Consider the following 22,910-nt stretch of genomic DNA (forward strand, 5'->3'; position numbering starts at 1 on the left):
TACCGGTGTCGATGTGAGATCGCTCACGCCTGCTGGACAAGTTCATCCGAAAGGACGAGGGCCCGAGCGACAAGCTCGGGCCCTCGTTCCGTCAGGCGGTGCGGTACGGCGTTATGCGGCGTACTGGTGCGCGGTCACCTCGGCCGGCTCCAGGGCCAGGTCGAGCACCTCGCGGACGTCGCTCACCGGGTGCACGGTCAGCTCCGCGAGCACGGCCGCCGGGACATCCTCGAGGTCCGGCTCGTTCCGCTTCGGGATCAGCACCGTGGTCAGTCCGGCGCGGTGCGCGGCGAGCAGCTTCTGCTTCACGCCACCGATCGGGAGCACCCGGCCGGTCAGCGACACCTCACCGGTCATCGCGACCTCCGAGCGGACCGGCTGCCCGGACAGCAGCGACGCCAGCGCCGTCGTCATCGTCACACCCGCAGACGGTCCGTCCTTCGGGACGGCGCCGGCCGGCACGTGGATGTGGGCGTTCCGCTCGGCCAGGTCGCCGACCGGCAGGCCCAGCTCCGCGCCGTGCGAGCGCAGGTACGACAGGGCGATTTGCGCCGACTCCTTCATCACGTCACCGAGCTGTCCGGTCAGCGTGACTCCGGTCGGGCCGGTCTCCTTGTCGGCCAGTGACGCCTCGACGAAGAGCACGTCACCACCCGCACCGGTCACCGCCAGGCCGGTCGCGACGCCCGGAAGCACCGTCCGCTCAGCCGATTCCGGTGTGAACTTCGGCGTCCCCAGGTACTGCTTCAGGTCGGCGGCGCCGATCGTCACCTGGCCGAGTTCCTCGCCCAGGGCAATCTTCGCCGTCACCTTCCGCAGCACCCGCGCGATCGACCGCTCCAGCTGCCGGACGCCGGCCTCCCGGGTGTACTCACCCGCCAGCATCCGCAGCGCCGAGTCGTCGACGGTCACCTCGTCCGCCGTCAGGCCCGCCCGCTCCAGCTGACGCGGGAGCAGGTGGTCACGGGCGATGACAACCTTCTCGTCCTCGGTGTAGCCGTCGAGCTGCACGAGCTCCATCCGGTCCAGCAGCGGCGCCGGGATCGAGTCCAGGACGTTCGCCGTGGCCAGGAAGACCACGTCGGACAGGTCGAGCTCAACCTCCAGGTAGTGGTCCCGGAAGGTGTGGTTCTGCGCCGGGTCGAGGACCTCGAGCAGCGCGGCCGTCGGGTCGCCCCGGTAGTCCGCACCGACCTTGTCGATCTCGTCGAGCAGCACGACCGGGTTCATCGATCCGGCCTCCGTGATCGCACGGACGATCCGGCCCGGCAGCGCACCGACGTACGTGCGCCGGTGACCGCGGATCTCGGCCTCGTCCCGGACACCGCCGAGCGCGACCCGGACGAACTTGCGTCCCATCGCTCGCGCCACGGACTCACCCAGCGAGGTCTTGCCGACACCGGGCGGGCCGACGAGCGCCAGTACGGCGCCACTCCGGCGACCGCCGACGACACCCAGACCACGGTCCGCGCGGCGCCGCCGTACAGCCAGGTACTCGGTGATGCGTTCCTTCACGTCGTCCAGGCCGGCGTGGTCCGCGTCCAGCACGGCCCGCGCCTCACGGATGTCGTAGCTGTCCTCGGTCCGCTCGTTCCACGGCATCTCGAGGACGGTGTCCAGCCAGGTGCGGATCCAGCCGACCTCGGGAGACTGCTCGGCGGTCCGCTCGAGCTTGTCGACCTCGGCGAGCGCGGCCTTACGCACGTGCTCGGGCAGATCGGCCGCCTCGACGCGGGCCCGGTAGTCCTCTTCCTCGGACTCGGCCTTGCCGTCCAGCTCGGCCAGCTCCTTGCGGATCGCGGCCATCTGCTGGCGCAGCAGGAACTCGCGCTGCTGCTTCTCCATGCCCTCCTGGACGTCCTTCTGGATCGTCTCGGAGACCTCGAGCTCGGCGAGGTGGTCCTTCACCCAGCCGATCAGCTTCTCCAGCCGCTCGGAGACGTTGGCGTTCTCCAGCAGCTCGGACTTCTGCTCGTTGCTCAGGTACGACGCGTAGCCGGCGAGGTCCGAAAGCTCCGCCGGGTCGGTCACCTGCTTCACCGAGTCGATGACCTGCCAGGCACCGCGCCGCTCGAGCACGGAGGTGGTCAGGGTCTTGTACTCGCGGGCCAGTTCGGCGGAGCGGCTGTCGGTGATCTCGTGCATCGCCGTCGCGCTCACCCAGAGCGCCGCACCCGGACCGGTGGTCCCGGCGCCGATCCGGACCCGCTGGGCCCCGCGGATCACGGCCGCCTGGGCACCGCCCGGCAGTCGGCCGATCTGCTCGATCTCACCGAGCGTTCCGGCCTTGGCATATTTCCCGTCCAGTCGCGGCACCAGCAGGACCTGGTCCTGGCCGGCGGCCTGCGCGGCGTCGATGGCCGCCCGGGCCTCGCTGTCGGCGAGTCGGACCGGCACGACCATCCCCGGCAGGACGACGACGTCGTCGAGCGGCAGAACAGGAAGATTCAACGTATCGGTCACGCTGTCACACCCTTTTCAAGATTGAGTCTGACAGGCTCAACCACGGATGTAAGTACGTAATTCCCGCCGCGTGAGGCGTTCGCTCACGGTGAAAACCGGATCAGGCCGTGAGTAGTTCACCGATCTGGCGTAGACCGGTCAGGTCGTGCACGTCGTCTGCCAGCGCCGGGATCTCGACGGTCCGTAGCGTGCGGTGACCGCGGCGGAAGCGGTCCGCCCGCTTGTGTTCGCCGACCACCTGCTGCATCCGGTCCGCGTGCAACCGCAGTACGGCGGCCGTCAGCGGCGACTTGCCCGCTTCCTCGAGCTTCTCGGCCGCGGCCAGCGACCGTTCCGCCGACAGTTCGGAGGCCTGCGAGTTCGTCACCCGGTTCAGCACGACGCCGGCCAGCGGCATTCCCTCCGCCCGCAGCCGCTCGGTGAAGTACGACGCCTCGCGCAGTGCGTCGTTCTGCGGGGCCGCCACGACGAGGAACGCGGTGTGCGGCTCCCGGAGCAGCGCAACCGTCTGCTCGGCCCGCTGCCGGAACCCGCCGAACAACGTGTCGAACGCGGCCACGAACGTCTGTACGTCGGTCAGCACCTGGGCGCCGAGCACCTTGTTCATGATCGACATCGCCATGTTCACTCCCGCCGACATCAGCCGGAACGGGCCGCGCGCGGGCGCCAGCAGCAACCTGAGGAACCGGCCCTCGAGCAACGACGCCAACCGCTCCGGGGCATCCAGGAAGTCCAGTGCGGACCGCGACGGCGGGGTGTCGACGACGATCAGGTCCCAGTCGCCGGTCCGCTCGGCCTGCTTGTGCAGTTGGCCGAGCTTCTCCATCGCCATGTACTCCTGGGTACCCGCGAACGACGAGGAAAGCGCTTGATAAAAGGGATTCGCGAGAATCTGCTCGGCCTTCTCCGGCGTCGCGTGCTGCAGGACGACGTCGTCGAACGTCCGCTTCATGTCCAGCATCATCGCGTCCAGCCGGCCGCCGTTCGCAGCGTGGACGTCGGCCACCGCGCGCGGCGTGTTGTCCAACTCGACCAGGCCGAGCGACTGGGCCAGCCGACGTGCGGGGTCGATCGTCAGTACGACGACCTTCCGTCCGCGCTCCGCCGCGCGCAGACCGAGCGCGGCGGCCGTGGTGGTCTTGCCGACGCCGCCCGCGCCGCAGGTCACCACGATGCGGGTCGTGGGGTCGTCGATCAAGGCGTCCAGATCCAGGGCGGTCATCCGCGGAACTCCTCGGCCAGGTCGAACAGGGCGCCCTGGTCGATACCGTCCGGCTGCAAGGCCAATTCGCTCACCTGCTTGCCCAGGGCATCGATCCGGTCGCGGTTCTCGCGTTCCAGCCCGACCCGGATGGCGTGGTCACGGGCCTCGGTCGCCAAGGTCTTGACCAGGTTGTCCTTGATCGTCAGCCCGGCCGCCCGCAACCCCTTGGTGAGTTCCGCGGCCGGCAGTTCTTCCTTCACCGCCAGGGCGAGCGCGTCGTCGTCGAGCGGGCTGTTGCGGACCATGTTCACCACGATCGATCCGATCCGCAGGTCCAGCGCCTCGAGTTGCTCGCACGCGTCCAGCGTTTCCTGGACCGGCATCTCCTCGAGCAACGTGACCAGGTGGATCCGGGTGACGTCCGAGCGCAACATGCCCATGATCGCGTCCGCCTGGTTGCGGATCGGGCCGACCTTCGCCAGGCCGGCCACTTCGTGGTTCACGTTCAGGAACGGCGCGATCCGTCCGGTCGGCGGGGCGTCCAGCACCACCGCGTCGTACGCGAGCTTGCCGTGCACCTTGCGGCGGGTCGCCTCGTACACCTTGCCGGTGAGCAGCACGTCCCGCAGCCCGGGGGCGATCGTGGTGACGAAGTCGATCGCGCCGACCTTCTCCAGCGCCTTTCCGGCGCGGCCGAGGTGGTAGTACATGTCCAGGTACTCGAGCAGCGCGGCCTCGGCGTCGACGGCCAGCGCGAACACCTCGCCGCCACCGGGACCGTGTGCGATGCGGCGTTCGGAGTACGGCAGCGGCGGTACGTCGAACAGTTGGGCGAGGCCCTGCCGGCCCTCGACCTCGACGAGCAGGACCCGCTTGCCCTCCTCGGCCAGCGCCAGCGCCATCGCGGCCGCGACCGTGGTCTTCCCGGTGCCGCCCTTGCCGGTCACCACGTGCAGTCGCGCCATGGATCCAGGGTAGGACGTGGGCCACACCACACCGTCCGGGACCACAGTGTCCGTCGCCGGGGCGATGGTGGGGGCACGGTCTCGGTACAGTCCCCCTCATGAAGAAGTTCGAGTACTTCACCGCGCCGCTGCTGGTCCACTCGACCAAGGAGATCCTGGACAACTTCGGCCAGGACGGCTGGGAGCTGGTCCAGGTCGTCCCGGGCATGAACCCGGAGAACCTGGTCGCGTACTTCAAGCGGGAGATCGAGGAGAAATGAGCCACCCCGAGGAGAAGCTGGCCGAGCTCGGCCTGAAACTGCCCGAGGTGGCCAAGCCGGTCGCCGCGTACGTCCCGGCGCTGCGCACCGGCAACCTGGTCTACACCTCCGGGCAGCTGCCGCTGCGCGAGGGCGCGCTGATCGCCACCGGAAAGGTCGGTGCCGCGGTCACGCCCGAGGTCGCCGCCGAGTGCGCCCAGCAGTGCGCGCTGAACGCCCTCGCCGCGGTCAAGGCGGAGATCGGCGACCTGGCCTCGGTGCAGCGGATCGTGAAGGCGGTCGCGTTCATCGCCTCCACGCCCGACTTCACCGGTCAGCCGCAGGTCGCCAACGGGGCCTCCGAGCTGTTCGGCCAGGTCTTCGGCGACGCCGGGCAGCACGCCCGCAGCGCGGTCGGCGTACCGGTCCTGCCGCTCGACGCACCGGTCGAGATCGAGCTGATCGTCGAGGTCGGCTGATCCGCTCCCGCACGAACCCGGGGTCGGCCGGTCATGCGTGACCTGAGTTCCCAGTTGCTGACCGGCCGGCTGGCCGAGGTCGCCCTCGACTACGCGCGCGGGCTGCGCACGCCTGCCGACCCGCGCCCCGCCTCGACGGTGATCCTGCTGCGGGACGGCTCGGCGGGACCCGAGGTGTACCTGCTGCGGCGGCAGCAGACGATGGCGTTCGCGGCCGGTATGACGGTGTTCCCGGGCGGGCGCGTCGACGCGACCGACGCCACGGTCGCCGACTCCTGGTCCGGGCCGGCACCGGAGTGGTTCGGTGAGCGTCTCGGCTGCTCTGCCGAGACCGCCGCCGCGTACGTCGCCGCCGCGGTTCGGGAGACGTTCGAGGAGTCCGGCGTGCTGCTGGCAGGACCGTCCGCGGACTCGGTGGTGGACGACACCACCGGCGCGGACTGGGAGGCCGATCGGGTCGCGCTCGAGTCCCGCGAGCTCGGGTTCTCGGAGTTCCTGCACCGGCGCGGGCTCGTCCTCCGCGCGGACCTGCTCGGGCCGTGGGCGCACTGGATCACCCCGGAGTTCGAGCCGAAGCGGTACGACACCGCCTTCTTCGTCGCCGCGCTGCCGGCCGGCCAGGTCACGCGCGACGTCACGAGCGAGTCCGACCAGGTCACCTGGATCCGCCCGGCCGACGCGGTCGCGGCCGTCGACGCAGGGCAGGTGCTGATGCTGCCACCGACGTACGTCTGCTGCGATGAGCTCGCGGCGTACGACGAGGTCGCGGCAATCCTGGACGCGGCCGGCGAGCGGACGATCCGTACGATCCTGCCGACCGTGCGCATCGACGGCGACCGTGCCTATCTGGAGACCACATGAACGTCACCGAACTCGCCACGTTGGTCCGGGCCGACAACCCCGGCCCGATGACGCTGGACGGCACCAACACCTGGATCCTGCGCGCGCCGGACGCGGAGCGGTCCGTGGTCGTCGATCCCGGTCCGCTGCTCGAGGACCACCTGAACGCCGTACTGGACGCGGCCGGAGCGGTGGCCGTCGTGCTGCTGACGCACAAGCACCCCGACCACTCCGAGGGCGCCGCGTGGTTCGCCAACCGGGCCGGGTGCGGTGTCCGCGCGGTCGATCCCGGGTTTCGGATCCCGACCGACCACGCGCACGGGCTGGCCGAGGGTGACGTGATCACGGTCGACGGCCTCCGCGTCGAGGTCCTCCCGACGCCCGGCCACACGCTCGACTCGGTCTGCTTCTGGCTGCCCCAGGACGGTTCGCTCCTCACCGGCGACACGGTGCTCGGCCGCGGTACGTCGGTGGTCGCGCACCCGGACGGTGCCCTCGGCTCCTACCTCGAGTCGCTCGAACGCCTCCGCGCCTTCGCGAACTCACCGGCCGGCGTAGCCCGTCTGCTTCCCGGCCACGGCCCGGTCGTCACCGACCCCGCCGGCGTACTGACCTACTACCTCGAACACCGCGGCGAACGCCTCGACCAGGTCCGAGCCGCCCTCGCCGAAGGCCACGCCACCGCCGACGCCGTCGTCGAACACGTCTACGCCGACGTGGACCAATCCCTCTGGCCTGCCGCCAAACGCTCCGTCCAGGCCCAACTGGACTACCTGAACAACAGCTGACGCCGCGGTACGCAGGCCCGCAGGCGTGGGGGGTTGCCCATTCAAGTGGAGGGTTGCCCATTGAAAATTCGAGTGGGCAACCCTCCAGTTGAGGGGTTGCCCACTGAAGTGGAGGGTTCGCAGTTATCCACAGGTAGCGGGGTGAGCGGCGGCGCGAGATGGCCTGCGCGGTTGATGCTTGACGGGTGAACCCAAAGTTGAAGGTGCTCGCGGCGACGCAAGGCGGCGTGTTCGGCCGCGCGCAGGCGGCGGAGTGCGGCTACACGCTCGGACAGATCCACGACCGGATCAAGGACGGTCGCTGGGTACGGATCCGCCACGGCCAGTACGCCGAGGCCCTCGACCTAGGCTCACTGACACCATGGGACCGGACCTCGCTGCAGCACCGCCGCCTGGTCCACGCGGTTCTGAACGGCACACGTCAGGGAGCGGTTGCCGTCAGCCACCAGTCGGCTCTCGCGCTTCACGGCGTACCGGTTTGGGGCGCCGATCTGGCCGAAGTTCACCTCACGCGGTTGGACAGTCACCGCGGCGGCCGGATCGCCGGCGTGCGGCACCACCGCGGCCGGATCAGCGACGTCGACCTGACCACGGTCGACGGTCTTCCCCTGACGACCGTCCCACGGGCGCTGTTCGAGATGGCCTGTACGTCGTCGTTCGAGGCGGCGGTCGTCAGCGCGGACGCCGTACGCCGTCATCACCCGAACGTCGCGGACGAGCTGCAGCGGTTGCGCGACGTGACCGAGTTCTGGCCGGGCAGTGCGACTGCGAGAGCGGCGCTCGATTTCAGCAACCCGCTGGCGGAGTCCGTCGGTGAATCGCGGTTCCGGGTGTTGCTGCACACCTACGGCATGCCGAGTCCGGTGCTGCAGGTCGTCTTCACCGACGCCGACGGGTTTGTCGCGCGCGTCGATTTCTATTTCCCCGAGTGCCGGACCGTCGCTGAATTCGACGGTTTGGTGAAGTACGACAGCGGTGCACGGGAGACGCTGATTCAGGAGAAGTTACGCGAGGACCGGCTTCGCGACCTCGGCCTGCAAGTCATCCGCATCAGATGGGCCGAACTGGCCCATCCCGAACGCCTGATCGCCCGCCTCCACGCCGCCTTCGCCCGCGCTCAGGCCGCGTGACACCCGCCTCGCCCTCGCCCGTACGCAGCTGCGTGATCCCGATGCCCCGTCCTTCGCCACGCCCCGCAGCGTGTCTCCGCGCGTTGCTGCCTGATCTCGCCGACGGCACCTGTTCGCTCGACACACGGCCCCCGCGCCTGGGTTGCCCATTCAGATGGAGGGTTGCCCACTGAAATTTTGAATGGGCAACCCTCTACTTCAGAGGTTGCCCGTCGAAGTGGAGGGTTCGCCCGGGCGTTCGCGGCGCTCGATGCCACCCGGGTAGGCCGCTCGGTTCGCCCGCGCCCGGGCCGCCTGATCCCGTGCCCAGGCCGCGTGACCCCGCGCGTGGGCCGCGTGATCCGCGCGTGGGCCGCCTGATCCCGTGCCCAGGGTGCCCGATCCGGTGCCCGGGTCGCGTGATCCCGCGGGTGGGTTGCCCATTCAAGTGGAGGGTTGCCTACTGGAATTTTGAATGGGCAACCCTCCACTTGAGGGGTTGCCCACTGGAGTGGAGGGTTCGCCCGTCGGGGCCGAGGGCAGTGGCCACACGTCCGGCCGGCGAGGGGCGTGCACCGCTCCGCGCCGCCCGTCGCCAGGTACTGCGGTACGTCGTGTACCGCGCCGCACCCCTGTTTGCCGCGGGGTGCTGCGGTACGACGTTTGCCGCGGGGTGCTGCGGTACGACGTGCGCGCGGGCCTGCGGTACGACGTGCCGCGGGGGGCGGGTGTGAGATGGGACGAGGGTGGTTAGCGGGCGCGGCGTTGGAGGCGGTCTACGTCAAGGAGGACGACCGAGCGGGGCTCGAGGCGTACCCAGCCGCGGGAGGCGAAGTCGGCGAGGGCCTTGTTGACGGTTTCGCGGGAGGCGCCGACCAGTTGGGCGAGCTCCTCCTGGGTGAGGTCGTGGTGGACGTGGACGCCGTCGTCGGCGGTGCGGCCGAAGCGGCTGGCCAGGTCCAGGAGGGCCTTGGCGACTCGGCCCGGTACGTCGGAGAACACCAGGTCGGCGACCACGTCGGAGACCTTGCGGAGCCGGGAGGCCAGCTGCAGGAGCAGGCCGCGGGCGACTGCGGGGCGGCCGTCGAGCCAGCGGAGCAGCTCGTCGTGGGTGAGCGACATCAGCGAGGCGTCGGTGACGGCGGTGACGGTCGCGGACCGCGGGCCCGGGTCGAACAGCGACAGCTCGCCGAACATCTGCCCCGGCCCGAGCACGGCGATCAGGTTCTCCCGGCCGTCGGCGGAGGTGCGGCCCAGCTTGACCTTGCCCTCGACCACGATGAACAGCCGGTCACCGGAATCGCCCTCGTGGAACAGCACCTGGCCGCGGCGCAGCCGGCTCTCCGTCATCGACGCGGCCAGCGCGTCGGCCGCCTCGTCGTCGAGCTGACTGAACAGCGGTGCCTGTCGGAGCACTGCGGCATCCACTTCTGGGCCTCCTAGGACCTTCGACCACGACTCCGGACGTGGGATCCGCCACGTCCGTCGACCGATATGTGTACACCCGGTCGCCCCAAAACCGTAGCCCCTCGGGTGTCGGCACCGCCACGTAGCCCTGCCGGACGCGCCGGAGCGGGCCTCGGGCGGCGTCCGGTACGGACCGGTTACCCAGGTCACGGGCGACCCGGGAGTGTCGGCGGGCGGACGTAGGCTGGCCTTCATGCCGACCCAGCGTGCCGAGGCGCCCGCCTCCGTCGATCCAGCCGTCCAGGTCCCGCTGAAGCTGCCCCGGAAGGCCCCGGTGTTCGCCGACGAGACCCATACCCAGCTGGTCCGACGGGCCCGGAAGATGCACCGGGTGCTGACCGAGACCTACCCGGACGCGCACTGCGAGCTGGACTTCACCAACCCGCTCGAGTTGCTGGTGGCCACCATCCTGTCCGCGCAGACCACCGACGTCACGGTGAACAAGGTGACCCCGACCCTGTTCGCGAAGTACCCGACTGCGCGGGCGTACGCCGAGGCCGACCGGGAGGAGCTGGAGGCGATCCTGAAGCCGACCGGCTTCTTCCGGGCCAAGACGAACAGTGTGATCAAGCTCGGCCAGGCGCTCGTCGACGAGTACGACGGCGTCGTGCCGAACAAGCTCGAGGAGCTGGTCAAGCTGCCCGGCACCGGCCGGAAGACCGCCAACGTGGTGCTCGGCAACGCCTTCGGCATCCCCGGGATCACCGTCGACACGCACTTCGGCCGCCTGGTCCGCCGGTTCGGCTGGACGACCGAGGAGGACCCGGTCAAGGTCGAGCACATCATCGGCGAGCTGTTCCCGAAGAAGGACTGGACGATGCTGTCGCACCGGCTGATCTTCCACGGCCGCCGCCGGTGCCACGCGAAGAAGCCGGCCTGCGGCGCCTGCCCCGTCGCCCAGTGGTGCCCGTCGTACGGGACCGGTCCGACGGATCCGGAGGTCGCGGCGAAGCTGGTGAAGGCGCCCGCGTGAGATCTGGTACGCCGCTGCGCCGCCTGCGACCGCTCCGCGCCGGAGCCGTTGCGTTGGTGCTGTCGGCGACACTGGCCGCGTGTGGAACGGACCGGCCGGATGACAGCGCCCCAGGCGGCGGTACGCCGTCGTCCGCCCGGAGTGCCGTGGCGGGCGCGGACCAGCTCGAGGCCTGCCCCGCGACGCCGTCGAAGCCGCCGGTCGGTGACGGGCTGCCCGACGTCAGCCTGCCGTGTCTCGGCAACGGCCCCGACATCCGGCTCGCGGACCTGCGCGGGCCGCTGGTCGTCAACGTCTGGGCGCAGTGGTGCGGTCCGTGCCGCGACGAGGCGCCGTACCTGGCTCAGCTCGCGAAGTCGGGCAAGGTGAGCATGCTCGGTATCGACTACGACGACCCGCGGCCGGAGATCGCGGCCGAGTTCGCGCAGACGGAAGGCCTGGCGTACCCGCATGTCGTCGACCGGGAGAAGGCGGTCCGGGCAGCGCTGAAGATCGCCGGCCCGCCGCTGACCGCTTTCGTCGACGCCGACGGCAAGGTCGTGCACATCCACCGTGGTGTCCTGACGTCCCAGCAACAGCTCGACCAATTGGTCAAGGACAAGCTGGGGGTGACGCCATGATCTTCGCCGATGTCGGGATCCCGGACTGGCTGCAGCCGCTGGCGAAGGCCTCCGCGGACGTGGATCCGAAGGTCCTGTCCAAGTTCCTGCCGCCGGACGACCCCTCGGTGCGCAAGTCCGCCGTGCTCATCCTGCTTGCCGACGGCAACGACGGTCCGGAGGTGCTGCTCACCGAGCGCGCCTGGACGCTGCGCAAACACGCCGGTCAAATGGCCTTTCCGGGCGGTGGCGTGGATCCCGAGGACGGCACCGGCGAGAGCGGCCTGGTCCGGACGGCGCTGCGCGAGGCCGAGGAGGAAACCGGACTGGATCCGGCCGGCGTCGTCCCGTTCGGGATCTGGCCAGCGCTCTGGGTGCCGGTGAGCAACTTCGGCGTGTCGCCGGTGCTGGCCTGGTGGCGGGAGCCGTCACCGGTCGCGGTGGTCGACCCGGCCGAGGTCGCGTCCGTGCACGAGGTGCCGCTGAGCGCGCTCGCCGACCCGGCGAACCGGATCAGCTGCCTGCATCCGAGCGGTTTCACCGGCCCGGCGTTCACCGTCGGTGACCTCTACATCTGGGGGTTCACGGCCGGTCTGCTGGACAAATTGCTGCAGCTCGGCGGTTGGTACCGCGACTGGGACCCCTCGCACGTCGTACCGTTGCCCGACCGGCTGGTCGAAGCGGCCTGGCGGAGCGAAGGGCGACGGCCTGCGGACGTTCGCCGGATGACAGCGATCGAGCACGACCTCGGCCATGCGCAAGGTCCCGAGCCGGAAGGTGCGGAGTGAGCAACCTCGACTGGGCGTTGCTGATCATCACCGGGCTGGTGGCGATCTCGGGATACATCGAGGGATTCGTGCTGGGCGCCTGTGCCACCGTCGGCCTGCTCGCCGGAGCGGCGCTGGGCGTCTGGGGCGTGCCGAAGGTCCTGGACAACTTCTCGCCGAGCGTGTCGGTGTCGTTCGCGGCCCTGGTGCTGGTCGTCCTGCTCGCCTCGATCGGGCGGACGCTCGGAGCGATCGTGGGCTCCAGGGTCCGCAACCGGCTGTCCTGGAAACCGATCCGGTTCCTGGACGCCCTCGGTGGCGCGGCGCTGGCCGCCGCGTCGGTGCTGATCGTCGCCTGGGTGCTCGGTGTCGCGGTGAGCGGCGCGCGGATCCCGGAAGTGACGTCGGCGGTGCGCGGTTCGCAGGTCCTGGCGAAGACCGACGCGGTGCTGCCGAGCAGCGCGGACCGCGCGCTGCAGTCGTTCAACGACGTCGTGAACACGGACCTGTTCCCGCGCTTCCTGGACCCGTTCGTCCCGGAGCGCATCCGCGAGACCCAGCCGCCGGACAGTGCGATCGCCCGCCAGCAGTCGGTGCGGAACGCATACAGCCGGATCGCCAAGGTGACCGGCGTCGCGAGTTGCTCCCGCGGTCTCGAGGGCAGCGGGTTCGTCTACGCGCCGAAGCGGGTGATGACGAACGCGCACGTCGTCGCTGGCGTCAGCAAACCGCAGGTCGAGGTGAACGGGAAGAAGTACGACGCCCGCGTGGTCGTGTTCGACCCGGAGACCGACATCGCGGTGCTCTACGTGCCGAACCTCAGCGACTCGGTGCAGCCGCTCGCGTTCGACTTCACCGGTAAGGCCGACGACCCGGCGGTCGTGCTCGGCTACCCGGAGAACGGCCCGTTCGACGCCGAGGCGGCCCGGATCCGCTCCGAGGAACGCCTGCGCGGCCCCGACATCTACGGTGACAAGACCGTCACCCGCGAAGCGTTCTCGATCTGGGCCTCGGTCCGCCCGGGCAACTCCGGCGGTCCGCTGCTGTCCGCAAAGGGTGTCGTGTACGGCGTCGTCTTCGCCGCGTCCGTCGAGGACAACCGCACCGGCTACGTCCTGACCGCCGAGCAGGTCGCCGACGACGCCAAGGCCGGCGCCAACGCGACCCAAGAGGTGTCCACCCAGACCTGCACCTGATGCAACACAATCCGCCGGACACCGCATCTAAGTGGTGTGACGGTGAGTTCGCTGGACGACGTGGTGCGGTCGACCGAACGTCGTCTGCTGCGCCTGGGGCTGATGCTGTCCGGGAGCCGGCACACCGCTGAGGACCTGGTCCAGAGCGTGCTGGCCCGCGCGCACCGGCAGTGGGATCGGATTGGCGGACTCGAGTATCCCGAGGCGTACCTGCGGACCATGGTGGTCAACGAGTACCTCGGGTGGCGCCGGCTGCTGATGAACCGCGAAGTACCGCTGGCCGAGCCGATCGAGCGTCCGGCGTACGACGACCTCGGCTCCCGGCAGGCGCAACGCGACGCGACCTGGCGACTGCTGGCCCGGCTGCCGCGCAAGCAGCGCGCGGTACTGGTGCTGCGCTACTACGAGGACCTCCCGGACCAGGAGATCGCCGCGATTCTGGGGGTCGCCCCGGTCACTGTCCGTACGAACGCGGCCCGGGCACTGGCGACCCTGCGGGACCAGTTGTCCGCCGAGGAGACGAGCTGACATGCCCAAGCTGACCGACGACGAACTCGGCGAACTGCTCCGTGAGACCTTCGCCGACCACGAGCACCTGCTCGACGACTCCTTCGAGCCGGCCGGCCGCCGCGGGCGGCTGCCGATCCTGCTGGCCGCGGCGGCCGTCCTGGCGATCCTCGGCGGCGTCCTGTACGGCGTCGGTCGCGCCGAGCCGGACCCGCCGGTCGCGACACCCGCTGTGTCCGAGCACGGCGAGATCTGGGGTGCCGCCGTCGCCGCGATCACGCGATCCGTCGACCCCGCCGGTAGCTGGCAAGTGATCCACGTGATCGGTCAGTACGCCGACGGGTCCGATGTGATGACGAAGTCGGCCGCGGCGCGGCCGGTGACGTTCTCGGCGGCCGACAAGGCGGGGATCGAGCGTGCAGTCGGTTCAGTGGCTCCGGTCGACTGGAGTGCGCCCGACGAGGTGTGCACCGGAGCCCAAGTCTCGACCGTCGTCCTCGGCCCTGTGGTCGACAAGGCGGGCCACAAGGAGGTCGCGACCAGCATTCGCTACCACTGCGGTCGCGGGAAGGTCCTGACCTATCGGCTCGAGAAGACCGCGGACGGCTGGCGGGTCGACGGCACGGTGGGCGCCGTCTCGAGCGTCATGCCGGCCGGCGGATGCCCGTTGACCAATCCAGAATCAGGCTGTTGAACAGGTCGGGAGCTTCCTCGTGCGGGAAGTGGCCGGCCGGGGTGATGACCTCGTGGCGCAGCGGTCCCGTGACCAGGTCCGGGGGCGTGGTTGCGGTGGGAGACACCGCCGGGTCCTGCGCTCCGTGGACTTGCAGGACGGGGACAGTGATCGGGGCGCGCATCCTCGCGGAGTACCTGCGGCCGTCGGGGCGGAGCCGGGAGCGGGCGAACCAGCGGTGGTACTCGAGCGCGCAGTGCGGTGCCGGCCAGACCTGAAGCGCGGCGCGGTAGCGGCGTGAGGCCTCCGCGTCGGGGAACGCGCCACCGGGCGCGGCCCAGGCCCGCAGCAGGCGCTCGATGTGGATCCCGTCCTGGGCGAGCAGCCGCCGCTCGGGCAGTACCGGCAGCTGGAAGAACGCGCTCCGCGTCAACGCCTTCAGCTGTCCGGACCGGGTGAGCAGCAGCGGATGCGGCGCCGACACAGCGGCCAAACCACGGACCTGTCGCGGCGTCAGTACGGCGGCGGACCACCCGACGAACCCGCCCCAACCGTGCCCGACGAGTACGGCGTCCGTGGCGCCGAGCGATCGGATCACCCCGGACACGTCGGCGGCGGCCGTGTACGGGTCGTAGCCGCGCGGCGTCTTGTCGGAGGCGCCGTACCCGCGCAGATCCATCGCGACGGCGCGATACCCGGCGGCGGCGACCACCGGCAGTTGGTGCCGCCAGGCCCACCAGAACTCGGGGAAGCCGTGCAGGAACAGGACGAGCGGATCGTCCGTCGCGCCACACTCCGCGACGTGGAACCGGGCCCCGTTGGCCGCGATCAGCGAGTGCGACCAGGGGCCGTCGACCAGCAGGTCGACGACGCCCGCGGGACTCAGCGCCGTACGCCTGGCTCAGGCAGGGCCGGGTGGTCCTCAGGCCCCTTGCCGATGGCCTTCAACGCCTCGACCGACTCCTTCGCACTGTCGATCGTGCGCTGCGGGCCCTTCGCACTCTTCAGTGCGCGCATTCCGATCAGCGCCAGGACGGCGGCGATCAGCAGGAACGCACCGGCCACGATCAGGAACGCGATCGCGGGGTGCAAGCCGGCCGCGGTCAGTCCGTACGCCGCCGCGATACACAGCAGGATGACCGCGAGCAACACCAGGAATCCGGCCGCCGCGAACATCCCGGCGCCGGTGCCGGCCGCGACGGCGGTCTTCTTCAGCTCGGTCTTGGCGAGCTCGATCTCGCTGCGGACGAGGTTGGACAGCTCCTTGCTGGCGTTGGCGACCAGCTGACCGACCGTGGGCTCCTCCCCGTTCTGCCCCATCGACATCGCAACTCCTTCCGACCACAAGTCCGTGGGCCCGACACTACCGTCAGGACCACCGGTCATTCGGCGTACGCGCGGTTTCGGCGAGCCAGCAGCAGGGTGGCGATCAGTGCGGCCGCGACCGAGCCGAGCAGAACGGCGGCCTTCGCGCGCTCGACCTGCGCGGCGTCCGCACCGAACGCGAGCTGCGCGATCAGCAGCGCCACCGTGAACCCGATCCCGGCCAGCACCGACACCGCGGCCACATCGCGCCAGGCCAGGTCGGAGTTCAGCTCGGCGCGGGTGAAGCGCGCGGTCAGCCACGATCCGCCGAACACCCCGATCGCCTTCCCGGCCAGCAGTCCGGCGACCACCCCGATCGCGACCGGGTCGGTCAGCAAGTGCCGTACGGCGCTGCCGCTCAACGTCACGCCCGCGGCGAACAGCGCGAAGAACGGGACGGCGACGCCCGCGGACCACGGGCGGAGACGATGCTCGATCCGCTCCGCCGGCGGGTGCTTCTCACCGGCGTCGGCGACCACGCGGGTGACCAGGCCGAGTGCGACACCGGCGATCGTGGCGTGGATCCCGGACTCGTGCATGAACCACCAGGTGGCGATCGCGATCGGGACGTACAGGAACGGCGTCCGGACGCGGCGGCGCTGCAGGACGTAGGTGAGGCCGATCAGGGCGATCGCGGCGAGCAGCGGGACCAGGTGGAAGCCGTGCGAGAAGAACACCGCGATGACCAGGATCGCGCCGAAGTCGTCGACCACCGCCAGTGTCAGCAGGAAGGCTCGGAGTGCGCTGGGCAGCGACGAGCCGACGATCGCGAGGACGGCGAGCGCGAAGGCGATGTCGGTCGCCGTCGGTATCGCCCAGCCTTCCGTCCGTCCGCTCGGCGCGGTCAGGTTGACGGCGAGGTAGATGATTGCCGGGAGCACCATTCCGGCGATCGCGGCGACCACCGGGACGACTGCTTCGTTGAGTTTGGACAGGGTGCCGACCAGCAGCTCGCGTTTGAGCTCGACTCCGGCCAGATAGAAGAACAACGTCAATGCGCCGTCGGACGCCCAGGCTTCCACGGTGAGCGGACCTACCTGGAGCTCGCTGAGGTGCCGATAGGCGTCTTGCCACGGCGAGTTCGCCCAGACGAGGGCGACTACAGTGGCCGCGAGCAACAACAGCCCGCCCGTCGTCTCGGTCCGAAGCGTGTCGGCGAGGAACGCACGCTCGGGGCCGAGGACCCGCGGGAAGGCGCGTTTGCGGGCAGGCGTACCGGATTGGGTCATGAACTGGCCCTTTGCTGTTTCGGGATCGGTCGGACGATTGCCGACCAGGCTTCCCGGCGCACCGCGGCCAGTTTACCGGGCGGGTGGTTGCCGGGCCCGGTTTCACGAGCCCGCGGCTGAGACATCGGTTGCCCGGAATGGCGATTGTGCGGCAGGGTTGGGCGCGGTGTGCCGGGAAGTCTGGTCGGCGATCCCGTACCTCGTGCCGGGGTCCGGGCGAATCGTCGATGTCCTGGAGGGGCTGTGCACCGTCAGAACTGTGTGAGAGTCGTCACCGCCCGGCACCGGCCCGGCGTAGGCTGCAAGCGTGCACGGAGAACAGATGGCCGAGGACTTCCCGGTCGTGAGCCTGGACGACGACGCGCTCGAGGCGGCCCGGATGCTGGCCGCGCGGCGGTTGCCCGGTCTGATCGTGACGAAGCCCGACGGTTCGCCGTACGCCGTGCTGCCGGCGTCGCAGGTCGTCCGTTTTCTGGTGCCGAGCTACGTGCAGGACGACCCGTCGCTGGCCCGGGTGATCGACGAACCGCTCGCCGACAAAGTGGCCGACCGGCTGAGCGGCGTGAAGGTCCGGCAGTTGCTCCCCGACGAGCCCCGGGAGATTCCGGTGGTCGAGGCCGACGACACCGTGCTGGAAATCGCCGCGATCATGGCGCGGCTGCGCTGCCCCTTGGTCGCCGTACTCCGCGAGGGTCGGATCGTGGGAGCGATCACCGCCTCCCGGCTGCTGGAGCTCGCCGTGCCGCAGTGAAGCCGGCCGACCGCCGTGCCGTCACGAGTCGCAGGGTGGGCCGATGACGATCATCGCGGTAGCTGTTTTCGTGGTCGCGTACGTACTGATCGCGACCGAGTGGACGCACAAGCTGTTCGCCGCGCTCGGTGGGGCGGGAGTGCTGCTCGCGCTGGGGGTGACCGACGCGGAACATGCGTTCTACTCGTCGGAGACCGGCATCGACTGGGATGTCATCTTTCTGTTGCTCGGGATGATGGTGATCGTCGGCATCCTCCGGCGCACCGGCGTCTTCGAGTACGTCGCGATTTGGGCGGCCAAGCGGGCCAAGGGCTCACCGTTGCGGGTGATGATTCTGCTGACGCTGATCACCGCGGCCGCGTCGGCGTTCCTCGACAACGTGACCACCGTGCTGCTGATCGCACCGGTGACGCTGCTGGTCTGCGACCGGCTGGGCATCAACCCGGTGCCGTTCCTGATCGCCGAGGTGTTCGCGTCCAACATCGGCGGCGCCGCGACGCTGATCGGCGACCCGCCGAACATCATCATCGCCAGCCGGTCCGGTCTCACCTTCAACGACTTCCTGATCCACATGGCGCCGCTGGTGCTGATCGTGCTCGTGGTGTTCACCCTGGTGGTGCCGTGGCTGTTCCGGGGCTCCTTCGACGTCGATCCCGAGCGGGTCGACGACGTGATGGCGCTGAACGAGAACGAGGCGATCCAGGACCGCACCCTGCTGATCAAGTGCGCTGTCGTGCTGCTGTTCGTTTTCGCGGGCTTCATCGGCCATTCCGTGTTCCACGTCGAGCCCTCGGTGGTCGCGCTGCTCGGGGCCGGCGTCCTGGTGCTGGTCTCGAAGGTGGAGACCCGCGACTACATGGCGAGTGTGGAGTGGCAGACGCTGCTGTTCTTCGCCGGGTTGTTCGTCATGGTCGGGGCGCTGGTGAAGACCGGCGTGATCGAGGACTTGGCCCGGTGGCTCGGCGATGTCACCGGCGGGAACGCGCTGCTCGCGGCGATGCTCGTGCTGGTGGTGTCGGCCGTGGCGTCGGGCGTGATCGACAACATCCCGTACGTCGCCACGATGAGTCCGGTCGTTCTCGACCTGACCAAGGGCATCGCCGATCCCACCCAGGCCGAGTCGCTGTGGTGGGCGCTCGCGATCGGCGCCGACTTCGGCGGCAACGCCACCGCCGTCGGCGCCAGTGCGAACGTCGTGGTGATCGGCATCGCGCTGCGTGCCGGGCACCCGATCAGCTTCTGGGAGTTCACCCGCAAGGGCGTGGTGATGACCGCGATCACGATTCTGGTCGCGGCGCCGTACGTCTGGCTCCGCTACTTCGCCTTCGCCTGAGACTGGCCCGCCTGAGACTGGCCTGCCTGAGACTGGCCCGCCTGAGACTGGTTGGACTGAGACTGGCCGGTCTGGAGCAGGTCGGCCAGCGCGGTGAAGTCCGGAACCGTGTGTTCCGGCGCGCGGAACGAGTTGGGGTACGGCGTTTTCCGCCGGTCGACATAGAACCCGTGCAGCCCGGCCCGCTGAGCGCCGTCGACGTCCCACGGGTGGACCGCGGCGAGCCCCGTCCGTTCGACCGGGACCCCGCACACCTCGGCGGCGTACCGGTAGGCGTCCGGGTGCGGCTTCCACCGCTGCGGCCCGGAAACATCGAGCCGGTGCTCGAGGAACGGCAGAATGCCGCCGTTTCCGAACACGTTTTCCGACATCGCCGCGGCGCCGTTCGTGAGTGTGACGATCCGGACGCCGGCCTCGTGGATCCGCTGCAGTCCGGGCGCGACATCAGCGTGCAGCGGCAGCCGCGTGAATCCGGAAAACACGTTCCTGACGGTTTCCTCAACCGGTTCGATTCCGGCCGCGGCGAATCGGTCCCGCAACAGGTCCGCGGCGAGGTCGCCGAACGCGGCGTACGCGTCGACCGCGGTCAGCGCGAATCCGTCCCGGAGGATCTCCGCGAACCACGGCTCCAGACTGTGCCGTGGCAGCCCGGCCGCCTCGAACCCGTCCCGCAGCGGCTCCATGTCGGTCAGGGTCTCGTTGACGTCGAGCACCAGTACGTCGATCATCACGGCTCCTCGCTAAATCTTGGATCGATCGTTCCAAGATATGATGAGTGCCATGCCGGATGTCAAACATTTCGACGAGGCGGAGGTCCTGACCGCGGTCGAGCAACTGTTCTGGCGCCGCGGCAGCGCGGCGACCGGGATCCAGGACGTGGTCACCGCGACCGGGCTGAGCCGGTCGAGCCTCTACAACGCGTTCGGCGGCAAGGACGATCTGTACGCGGCGGCAGCCCGCCGCTACCTCGAGCACCGGTCCCGGCCGATGTTCGACCGGCTCGCTGCGGACGGTCGCGGTCTGATCGCGGTCCGGTCGTTCTTCGACGAGCTGCTGCGGTTGCGCTGCTCGGGGGAGTACGCCGGGTGGGGCTGCATGATGGCGAACGCGATCGCCGAGACCCCACCGGAGTCCGTCCGGGCGGTACTCAGCGAACATCACGCCGTACTGCGGAAATCGCTGGCCGCCGCGCTGACGATTGCTCAGGGCAACGGGGAGTTGCGGTCCGGAGTCGACGTCCAGGGTGCGGCGGAAATGCTCACGCTGCTCGCGTACGCGATCAATCTGCGCTCACGGGCCGGCGCGACCCGGGCCCAGCTGCGGTCCGCCGTCACCGCAGCGCTGGACGCGCTCGCCGTCTGACGCCGGGATCCGCGACCGGGAGCAGCCGTTGTCAGTCCGTCCAGACCCGCGGGTCCGGTCCCTTCGGCACGATGCCGTTCGGGTTGATGGAGTCGTGCGTCAGGTAGTAGTGCCGCTTGATGTGGTCGAAGTCGACGGTCTCGCCGAAGCCGGGCAGTTGGTACAGCCAGCGCGCGTACGCCCACAGGTTCGGGAACTCGGTCAGCTTCTGCCGGTTGCACTTGAAGTGACCGTGGTACACCGCGTCGAAGCGGACCAGCGTCGTGAACAGCCGGATGTCCACCTCACGGAACGCCTCGCCGAGCAGGTACGGACGCCCGTCCGCGAGCCGCTCCTCGAGGACGTCGAGCCGCGCGAACAACGCGTCGTACGCCGCCTCGTACGCCTCCTGGCTGGTCGCGAAACCGCACCGGTAAACGCCGTTGTTCACGTCCTGATAGATCTCGTCCATCAGCCGATCCATCTCGGCGCGGTCCGCGGGGTCTGCGGGGATCAGTTGCGGGGCGCCGCCGCGATGGAACTCGGTCCACTCGGTGGACAGGTCGAGGGTGATCTGCGGGTAGTCGTTCGTGACCACGTCGCCGGTGACGGTGTCGATGACGGCCGGCACGGTCACGCGACCGTCGTACGACGGGTCGGTGCGCAGGTACGCCTCGGAGAGGAACGTGATGCCGAGCACGGGGTCACGGTCGTCCGGGTCGAGCGTGAACCGCCAGCCGCGCTCGTCGCGAATCGGGTCGACCACGGCGAGGCTGATCGCGTCCTCCAGGCCGAGCAGCCGGCGGACGATCACCGAACGGTGTGCCCACGGACACGCCAGGCTGACCACGAGTCGGTACCGTCCGGGCTCGACCGGCCGGCGGCCATGGTCGTCCGGTCCGGCGCCCGGTGCCGCCGTGGAATCGCGCGTGATTCGGCCGGTGAATCTGTTGCCCTGGCGCTTCCATTCGCCGGTCGACGACGTCTCCTGCACGAACTGTCCCGGGGTCATATCGATAAAACTACCCCCGGTACGAATTGCCTGAGCCCGTGGACGGTCACTGGCCGTGAGGCCGCGCTGGACGTTACAGTCGGGCTGACAAGGTCGTCCACGACAGCGCGGTCGGGGCGGCCTCGCGGTACGACCGACCGCGGCCCGTGTCCCCGGCAACCGGTTTGCCGGGCAGAGTCCCAGGGATACTGACTTCATGGCCCGCCCACGGAACAACCCAGGCGACCTCGCCGAGCTCCCCACCGAGCTGCGGCCAGATCGCCCGAAGGGTGACCAGATCCGCGAGATTCTGGAGAACCTCACCCGCACGCTGGCCGTCGGTACCGTGCTGCCGTCCGAGCGCGTCCTCGCGGAGCGCTTCGGCGTCGCCCGGATGACCGTCCGGCAGGAAGTCGACCGCGTCGTTGCCGAAGGCCTGGCCAACCGCCGTCCCGGCGGCGGCACCTTCGTCGCCGAACCGCGCCCGTCCCGGATGCTCGCCTCGTCGTTCACCCAGGACATGCTGAACCGTGGCATCAAGCCCGGCGCCAAGGTCCTCGAACACCGCGTCGGCGCTGCCGACGAACACCTCGCCCGCGAACTCGAGGAGCCCGTCGGTACGCCGGTCCTGCACCTCGTCCGGCTCCGCACCGCCGACGGCGAGCCGATGGCGATCGAGCGCACCGCGCTGTCCCTGCAGCGCTACCCCGGCCTGGACGAGATCGACTTCACCGAGAAGTCGCTCTACACCGAGCTCAGCACCCGGTACGCCGTCACGCTCGGCATGGTGTCCGCGTCCATCGTCGCCGCCCCGCCGAAGCCCGAGGACGCCGAACTGCTGGAGATCGACAACTCCACCCCCTGCCTGATCATCACCTCCGCGCCCCGTACCTCCGCCGACCAGGTCATCGAATTCGGTCGCTCCGTCTACCGCTCCGACCGCTACGACATCACCGTCGCCTACCGCGCCACCTGAGGCCGCAGTCGCCAACGGGCCGAGCACCAGTCCGTGGTTTGCGGTGACGCAGCAGTCTGTGGTCGCACGGCGAGGGGGCCGGACGCGCAGGCTCTGGTTCTTACGCGTGTGAACCCATCGCGTGGCCGGGGCGCGCGATCCACCACGGCCACGGCACCTCACGCCGGACGCGCCCGCGGTCACCTAGATGATTGATGCACGGCCCGAAGGTGTGCACGCTCGACAGGTCGTGTGGTGCGGGACGGGTGTGTTCGGTGCCTGGTTCACGCTCGGCTGTGGCCCCTGGCACGGGAGACGTCCTGTCGACCTGACACGCGCCACACGCGACACGCCCGAGCCTCCCGAGTCGCGGTGGGTCGGCTGCGTGACTTCTACGCAAGGGGGACATCCCCTCGTGTTGGGGGTCGTCTGCCGGTATACGAGCCGACAACCCCCAACACGAGAGGTCATCCGGCTCTGGTGGCCGATCCGTGGGTGGGTCTGGGTGACCGAGTCAGCGCCCGGACCGGCCGACCGCGCGCGTCCCCGCACGCACGCATGGCGCAGTTCCTGCTCAAGGGCGCGTCCCCGCACGCGCGCGTCCCCGCACGGTGGGTTCACCCACGGTGTTGTGGGTTCCTGACCCGTGTGAAGGGTACGGAACCCACAACACGAT

At 69.8% G+C, this 22,910-nt stretch carries 24 protein-coding genes; 15 read left to right on the top strand and 9 right to left on the bottom strand.

The window, feature by feature from the left end:
* Nucleotides 1-111 precede the first annotated feature (111 nt).
* The 3 genes from lon to AB0B82_RS20890 form a co-directional block, all read right to left on the bottom strand.
* Nucleotides 112-2,463: an endopeptidase La gene (lon, locus tag AB0B82_RS20880; RefSeq protein WP_360170740.1), complete on the bottom strand. Its 2,352-nt coding sequence runs from the start codon at nt 2,461-2,463 to the stop codon at nt 112-114.
* Nucleotides 2,464-2,563: 100 nt separating this feature from the next.
* On the bottom strand, nt 2,564-3,685 hold the full coding sequence (locus tag AB0B82_RS20885) for an ArsA-related P-loop ATPase (protein ID WP_360170743.1): 1,122 nt from the start codon (nt 3,683-3,685) through the stop codon (nt 2,564-2,566).
* Entirely contained in the window at nt 3,682-4,632 is a 951-nt protein-coding gene (locus tag AB0B82_RS20890; RefSeq protein ID WP_360170746.1) for an ArsA-related P-loop ATPase, read from the bottom strand. Before AB0B82_RS20890 ends, AB0B82_RS20885 begins: the two co-directional genes overlap by 4 nt.
* A 98-nt stretch (nt 4,633-4,730) precedes the next feature.
* On the opposite strand from AB0B82_RS20890, the gene AB0B82_RS20895 reads away from it, so the two are divergent.
* The 5 genes from AB0B82_RS20895 (at nt 4,731) to AB0B82_RS20915 (ending at nt 8,108) form a co-directional block, all read left to right on the top strand.
* Nucleotides 4,731-4,892 (top strand): DUF4177 domain-containing protein, encoded by a 162-nt coding sequence (locus AB0B82_RS20895; protein WP_360170749.1) that lies wholly within the window; start codon nt 4,731-4,733, stop codon nt 4,890-4,892.
* A complete protein-coding gene (locus AB0B82_RS20900) occupies nt 4,889-5,350 on the top strand; it encodes a RidA family protein (protein ID WP_360170752.1) in 462 nt (153 codons plus the stop codon). Before AB0B82_RS20895 ends, AB0B82_RS20900 begins: the two co-directional genes overlap by 4 nt.
* Before the next feature lie 33 nt (nt 5,351-5,383).
* Entirely contained in the window at nt 5,384-6,211 is an 828-nt protein-coding gene (locus AB0B82_RS20905; protein WP_360170755.1) for an NUDIX hydrolase, read from the top strand.
* Nucleotides 6,208-6,978, top strand: a complete 771-nt coding sequence (locus AB0B82_RS20910) for an MBL fold metallo-hydrolase (protein ID WP_360170758.1) — start codon at nt 6,208-6,210, stop codon at nt 6,976-6,978. Before AB0B82_RS20905 ends, AB0B82_RS20910 begins: the two co-directional genes overlap by 4 nt.
* A 185-nt stretch (nt 6,979-7,163) precedes the next feature.
* A complete protein-coding gene (locus tag AB0B82_RS20915) occupies nt 7,164-8,108 on the top strand; it encodes a type IV toxin-antitoxin system AbiEi family antitoxin domain-containing protein (RefSeq protein ID WP_360170761.1) in 945 nt (314 codons plus the stop codon).
* A gap of 729 nt (nt 8,109-8,837) precedes the next feature.
* On the opposite strand, the gene AB0B82_RS20920 is transcribed toward AB0B82_RS20915, so the two are convergent.
* The gene (locus AB0B82_RS20920) at nt 8,838-9,515 is read right to left on the bottom strand and encodes a Crp/Fnr family transcriptional regulator (protein ID WP_167203704.1); all 678 of its coding nucleotides are present in this window, start codon (nt 9,513-9,515) and stop codon (nt 8,838-8,840) included.
* 232 nt (nt 9,516-9,747) lie between these two features.
* On the opposite strand from AB0B82_RS20920, the gene nth reads away from it, so the two are divergent.
* Genes nth through AB0B82_RS20950 form a run of 6 tightly spaced genes read left to right on the top strand, consistent with a single transcriptional unit; the run spans nt 9,748 to nt 14,290 of the window.
* Complete coding sequence (gene nth, locus AB0B82_RS20925) at nt 9,748-10,527, top strand: endonuclease III (protein WP_360170764.1); 780 nt, start codon at nt 9,748-9,750, stop codon at nt 10,525-10,527.
* On the top strand, nt 10,524-11,147 hold the full coding sequence (locus AB0B82_RS20930) for a TlpA disulfide reductase family protein (RefSeq protein WP_360170767.1): 624 nt from the start codon (nt 10,524-10,526) through the stop codon (nt 11,145-11,147). Before nth ends, AB0B82_RS20930 begins: the two co-directional genes overlap by 4 nt.
* Nucleotides 11,144-11,914, top strand: coding sequence for a CoA pyrophosphatase (locus AB0B82_RS20935; protein WP_360170770.1), 771 nt, complete (start codon nt 11,144-11,146; stop codon nt 11,912-11,914). Before AB0B82_RS20930 ends, AB0B82_RS20935 begins: the two co-directional genes overlap by 4 nt.
* Nucleotides 11,911-13,089, top strand: a complete 1,179-nt coding sequence (locus AB0B82_RS20940; protein WP_360170773.1) for a MarP family serine protease — start codon at nt 11,911-11,913, stop codon at nt 13,087-13,089. The genes AB0B82_RS20935 and AB0B82_RS20940 overlap by 4 nt, the downstream gene beginning before the upstream one ends.
* A gap of 42 nt (nt 13,090-13,131) precedes the next feature.
* Nucleotides 13,132-13,617 carry a SigE family RNA polymerase sigma factor gene (locus AB0B82_RS20945; protein WP_360170776.1) on the top strand — a complete coding sequence of 162 codons (486 nt, stop codon included), beginning with the start codon at nt 13,132-13,134 and terminating at the stop codon, nt 13,615-13,617.
* Nucleotide 13,618: 1 nt separating this feature from the next.
* Nucleotides 13,619-14,290, top strand: a complete 672-nt coding sequence (locus tag AB0B82_RS20950; RefSeq protein WP_360170779.1) for a hypothetical protein — start codon at nt 13,619-13,621, stop codon at nt 14,288-14,290.
* Here the strand turns inward: AB0B82_RS20950 and AB0B82_RS20955 are convergent.
* The 3 genes from AB0B82_RS20955 to nhaA are packed head-to-tail and all read right to left on the bottom strand — an operon-like array spanning nt 14,241 to nt 16,863.
* Nucleotides 14,241-15,155: an alpha/beta hydrolase gene (locus AB0B82_RS20955; RefSeq protein ID WP_360170809.1), complete on the bottom strand. Its 915-nt coding sequence runs from the start codon at nt 15,153-15,155 to the stop codon at nt 14,241-14,243. The two genes, AB0B82_RS20950 and AB0B82_RS20955, sit on opposite strands and share 50 nt — an antisense overlap.
* On the bottom strand, nt 15,152-15,595 hold the full coding sequence (locus AB0B82_RS20960) for a phage holin family protein (RefSeq protein WP_360170782.1): 444 nt from the start codon (nt 15,593-15,595) through the stop codon (nt 15,152-15,154). The genes AB0B82_RS20955 and AB0B82_RS20960 overlap by 4 nt, the downstream gene beginning before the upstream one ends.
* A gap of 56 nt (nt 15,596-15,651) precedes the next feature.
* A complete protein-coding gene (nhaA, locus tag AB0B82_RS20965) occupies nt 15,652-16,863 on the bottom strand; it encodes a Na+/H+ antiporter NhaA (protein ID WP_360170785.1) in 1,212 nt (403 codons plus the stop codon).
* Nucleotides 16,864-17,170: 307 nt separating this feature from the next.
* Here nhaA and AB0B82_RS20970 point away from each other — a divergent pair, with 307 nt between their 5' ends.
* Entirely contained in the window at nt 17,171-17,614 is a 444-nt protein-coding gene (locus tag AB0B82_RS20970) for a CBS domain-containing protein (RefSeq protein WP_360170788.1), read from the top strand.
* 43 nt (nt 17,615-17,657) lie between these two features.
* Nucleotides 17,658-18,947, top strand: a complete 1,290-nt coding sequence (locus AB0B82_RS20975) for an ArsB/NhaD family transporter (protein ID WP_360170791.1) — start codon at nt 17,658-17,660, stop codon at nt 18,945-18,947.
* Here AB0B82_RS20975 and AB0B82_RS20980 read toward each other — a convergent pair.
* The gene (locus AB0B82_RS20980) at nt 18,929-19,675 is read right to left on the bottom strand and encodes a haloacid dehalogenase type II (protein ID WP_360170794.1); all 747 of its coding nucleotides are present in this window, start codon (nt 19,673-19,675) and stop codon (nt 18,929-18,931) included. The two genes, AB0B82_RS20975 and AB0B82_RS20980, sit on opposite strands and share 19 nt — an antisense overlap.
* Before the next feature lie 52 nt (nt 19,676-19,727).
* Between AB0B82_RS20980 and AB0B82_RS20985 the strand changes: the two genes are divergently transcribed.
* Nucleotides 19,728-20,309 carry a TetR/AcrR family transcriptional regulator gene (locus AB0B82_RS20985; protein ID WP_360170797.1) on the top strand — a complete coding sequence of 194 codons (582 nt, stop codon included), beginning with the start codon at nt 19,728-19,730 and terminating at the stop codon, nt 20,307-20,309.
* A gap of 31 nt (nt 20,310-20,340) precedes the next feature.
* Here AB0B82_RS20985 and AB0B82_RS20990 read toward each other — a convergent pair whose 3' ends face one another.
* Nucleotides 20,341-21,300 carry a glutathione S-transferase C-terminal domain-containing protein gene (locus AB0B82_RS20990; protein WP_360170800.1) on the bottom strand — a complete coding sequence of 320 codons (960 nt, stop codon included), beginning with the start codon at nt 21,298-21,300 and terminating at the stop codon, nt 20,341-20,343.
* Nucleotides 21,301-21,496: 196 nt separating this feature from the next.
* On the opposite strand from AB0B82_RS20990, the gene AB0B82_RS20995 reads away from it, so the two are divergent.
* Nucleotides 21,497-22,255 (top strand): GntR family transcriptional regulator, encoded by a 759-nt coding sequence (locus AB0B82_RS20995; RefSeq protein WP_360170803.1) that lies wholly within the window; start codon nt 21,497-21,499, stop codon nt 22,253-22,255.
* Nucleotides 22,256-22,910: the final 655 nt, after the last annotated feature.

The organism is Kribbella sp. NPDC048915 (genome assembly GCF_040649595.1).
Classification (GTDB): Bacteria; Actinomycetota; Actinomycetes; order Propionibacteriales; family Kribbellaceae; genus Kribbella.

What these genes read in the sequence shown, in the direction of transcription:
- AB0B82_RS20900 (WP_360170752.1), top strand. Translation starts at nt 4,889, where the DNA reads ATGAGCCACCCCGAGGAGAAGCTGGCCGAGCTCGGCCTGAAACTGCCC.
- AB0B82_RS20980 (WP_360170794.1), bottom strand. Translation starts at nt 19,675, where the DNA reads ATGATCGACGTACTGGTGCTCGACGTCAACGAGACCCTGACCGACATG.
- AB0B82_RS20885 (WP_360170743.1), bottom strand. Translation starts at nt 3,685, where the DNA reads ATGACCGCCCTGGATCTGGACGCCTTGATCGACGACCCCACGACCCGC.
- AB0B82_RS20975 (WP_360170791.1), top strand. Translation starts at nt 17,658, where the DNA reads ATGACGATCATCGCGGTAGCTGTTTTCGTGGTCGCGTACGTACTGATC.
- AB0B82_RS20905 (WP_360170755.1), top strand. Translation starts at nt 5,384, where the DNA reads ATGCGTGACCTGAGTTCCCAGTTGCTGACCGGCCGGCTGGCCGAGGTC.
- AB0B82_RS20990 (WP_360170800.1), bottom strand. Translation starts at nt 21,300, where the DNA reads ATGACCCCGGGACAGTTCGTGCAGGAGACGTCGTCGACCGGCGAATGG.
- AB0B82_RS20890 (WP_360170746.1), bottom strand. Translation starts at nt 4,632, where the DNA reads ATGGCGCGACTGCACGTGGTGACCGGCAAGGGCGGCACCGGGAAGACC.
- AB0B82_RS20910 (WP_360170758.1), top strand. Translation starts at nt 6,208, where the DNA reads ATGAACGTCACCGAACTCGCCACGTTGGTCCGGGCCGACAACCCCGGC.
- nth (WP_360170764.1), top strand. Translation starts at nt 9,748, where the DNA reads ATGCCGACCCAGCGTGCCGAGGCGCCCGCCTCCGTCGATCCAGCCGTC.
- AB0B82_RS20950 (WP_360170779.1), top strand. Translation starts at nt 13,619, where the DNA reads ATGCCCAAGCTGACCGACGACGAACTCGGCGAACTGCTCCGTGAGACC.
- AB0B82_RS20960 (WP_360170782.1), bottom strand. Translation starts at nt 15,595, where the DNA reads ATGTCGATGGGGCAGAACGGGGAGGAGCCCACGGTCGGTCAGCTGGTC.
- nhaA (WP_360170785.1), bottom strand. Translation starts at nt 16,863, where the DNA reads ATGACCCAATCCGGTACGCCTGCCCGCAAACGCGCCTTCCCGCGGGTC.
- AB0B82_RS20895 (WP_360170749.1), top strand. Translation starts at nt 4,731, where the DNA reads ATGAAGAAGTTCGAGTACTTCACCGCGCCGCTGCTGGTCCACTCGACC.
- AB0B82_RS20935 (WP_360170770.1), top strand. Translation starts at nt 11,144, where the DNA reads ATGATCTTCGCCGATGTCGGGATCCCGGACTGGCTGCAGCCGCTGGCG.
- AB0B82_RS20995 (WP_360170803.1), top strand. Translation starts at nt 21,497, where the DNA reads ATGGCCCGCCCACGGAACAACCCAGGCGACCTCGCCGAGCTCCCCACC.
- AB0B82_RS20985 (WP_360170797.1), top strand. Translation starts at nt 19,728, where the DNA reads ATGCCGGATGTCAAACATTTCGACGAGGCGGAGGTCCTGACCGCGGTC.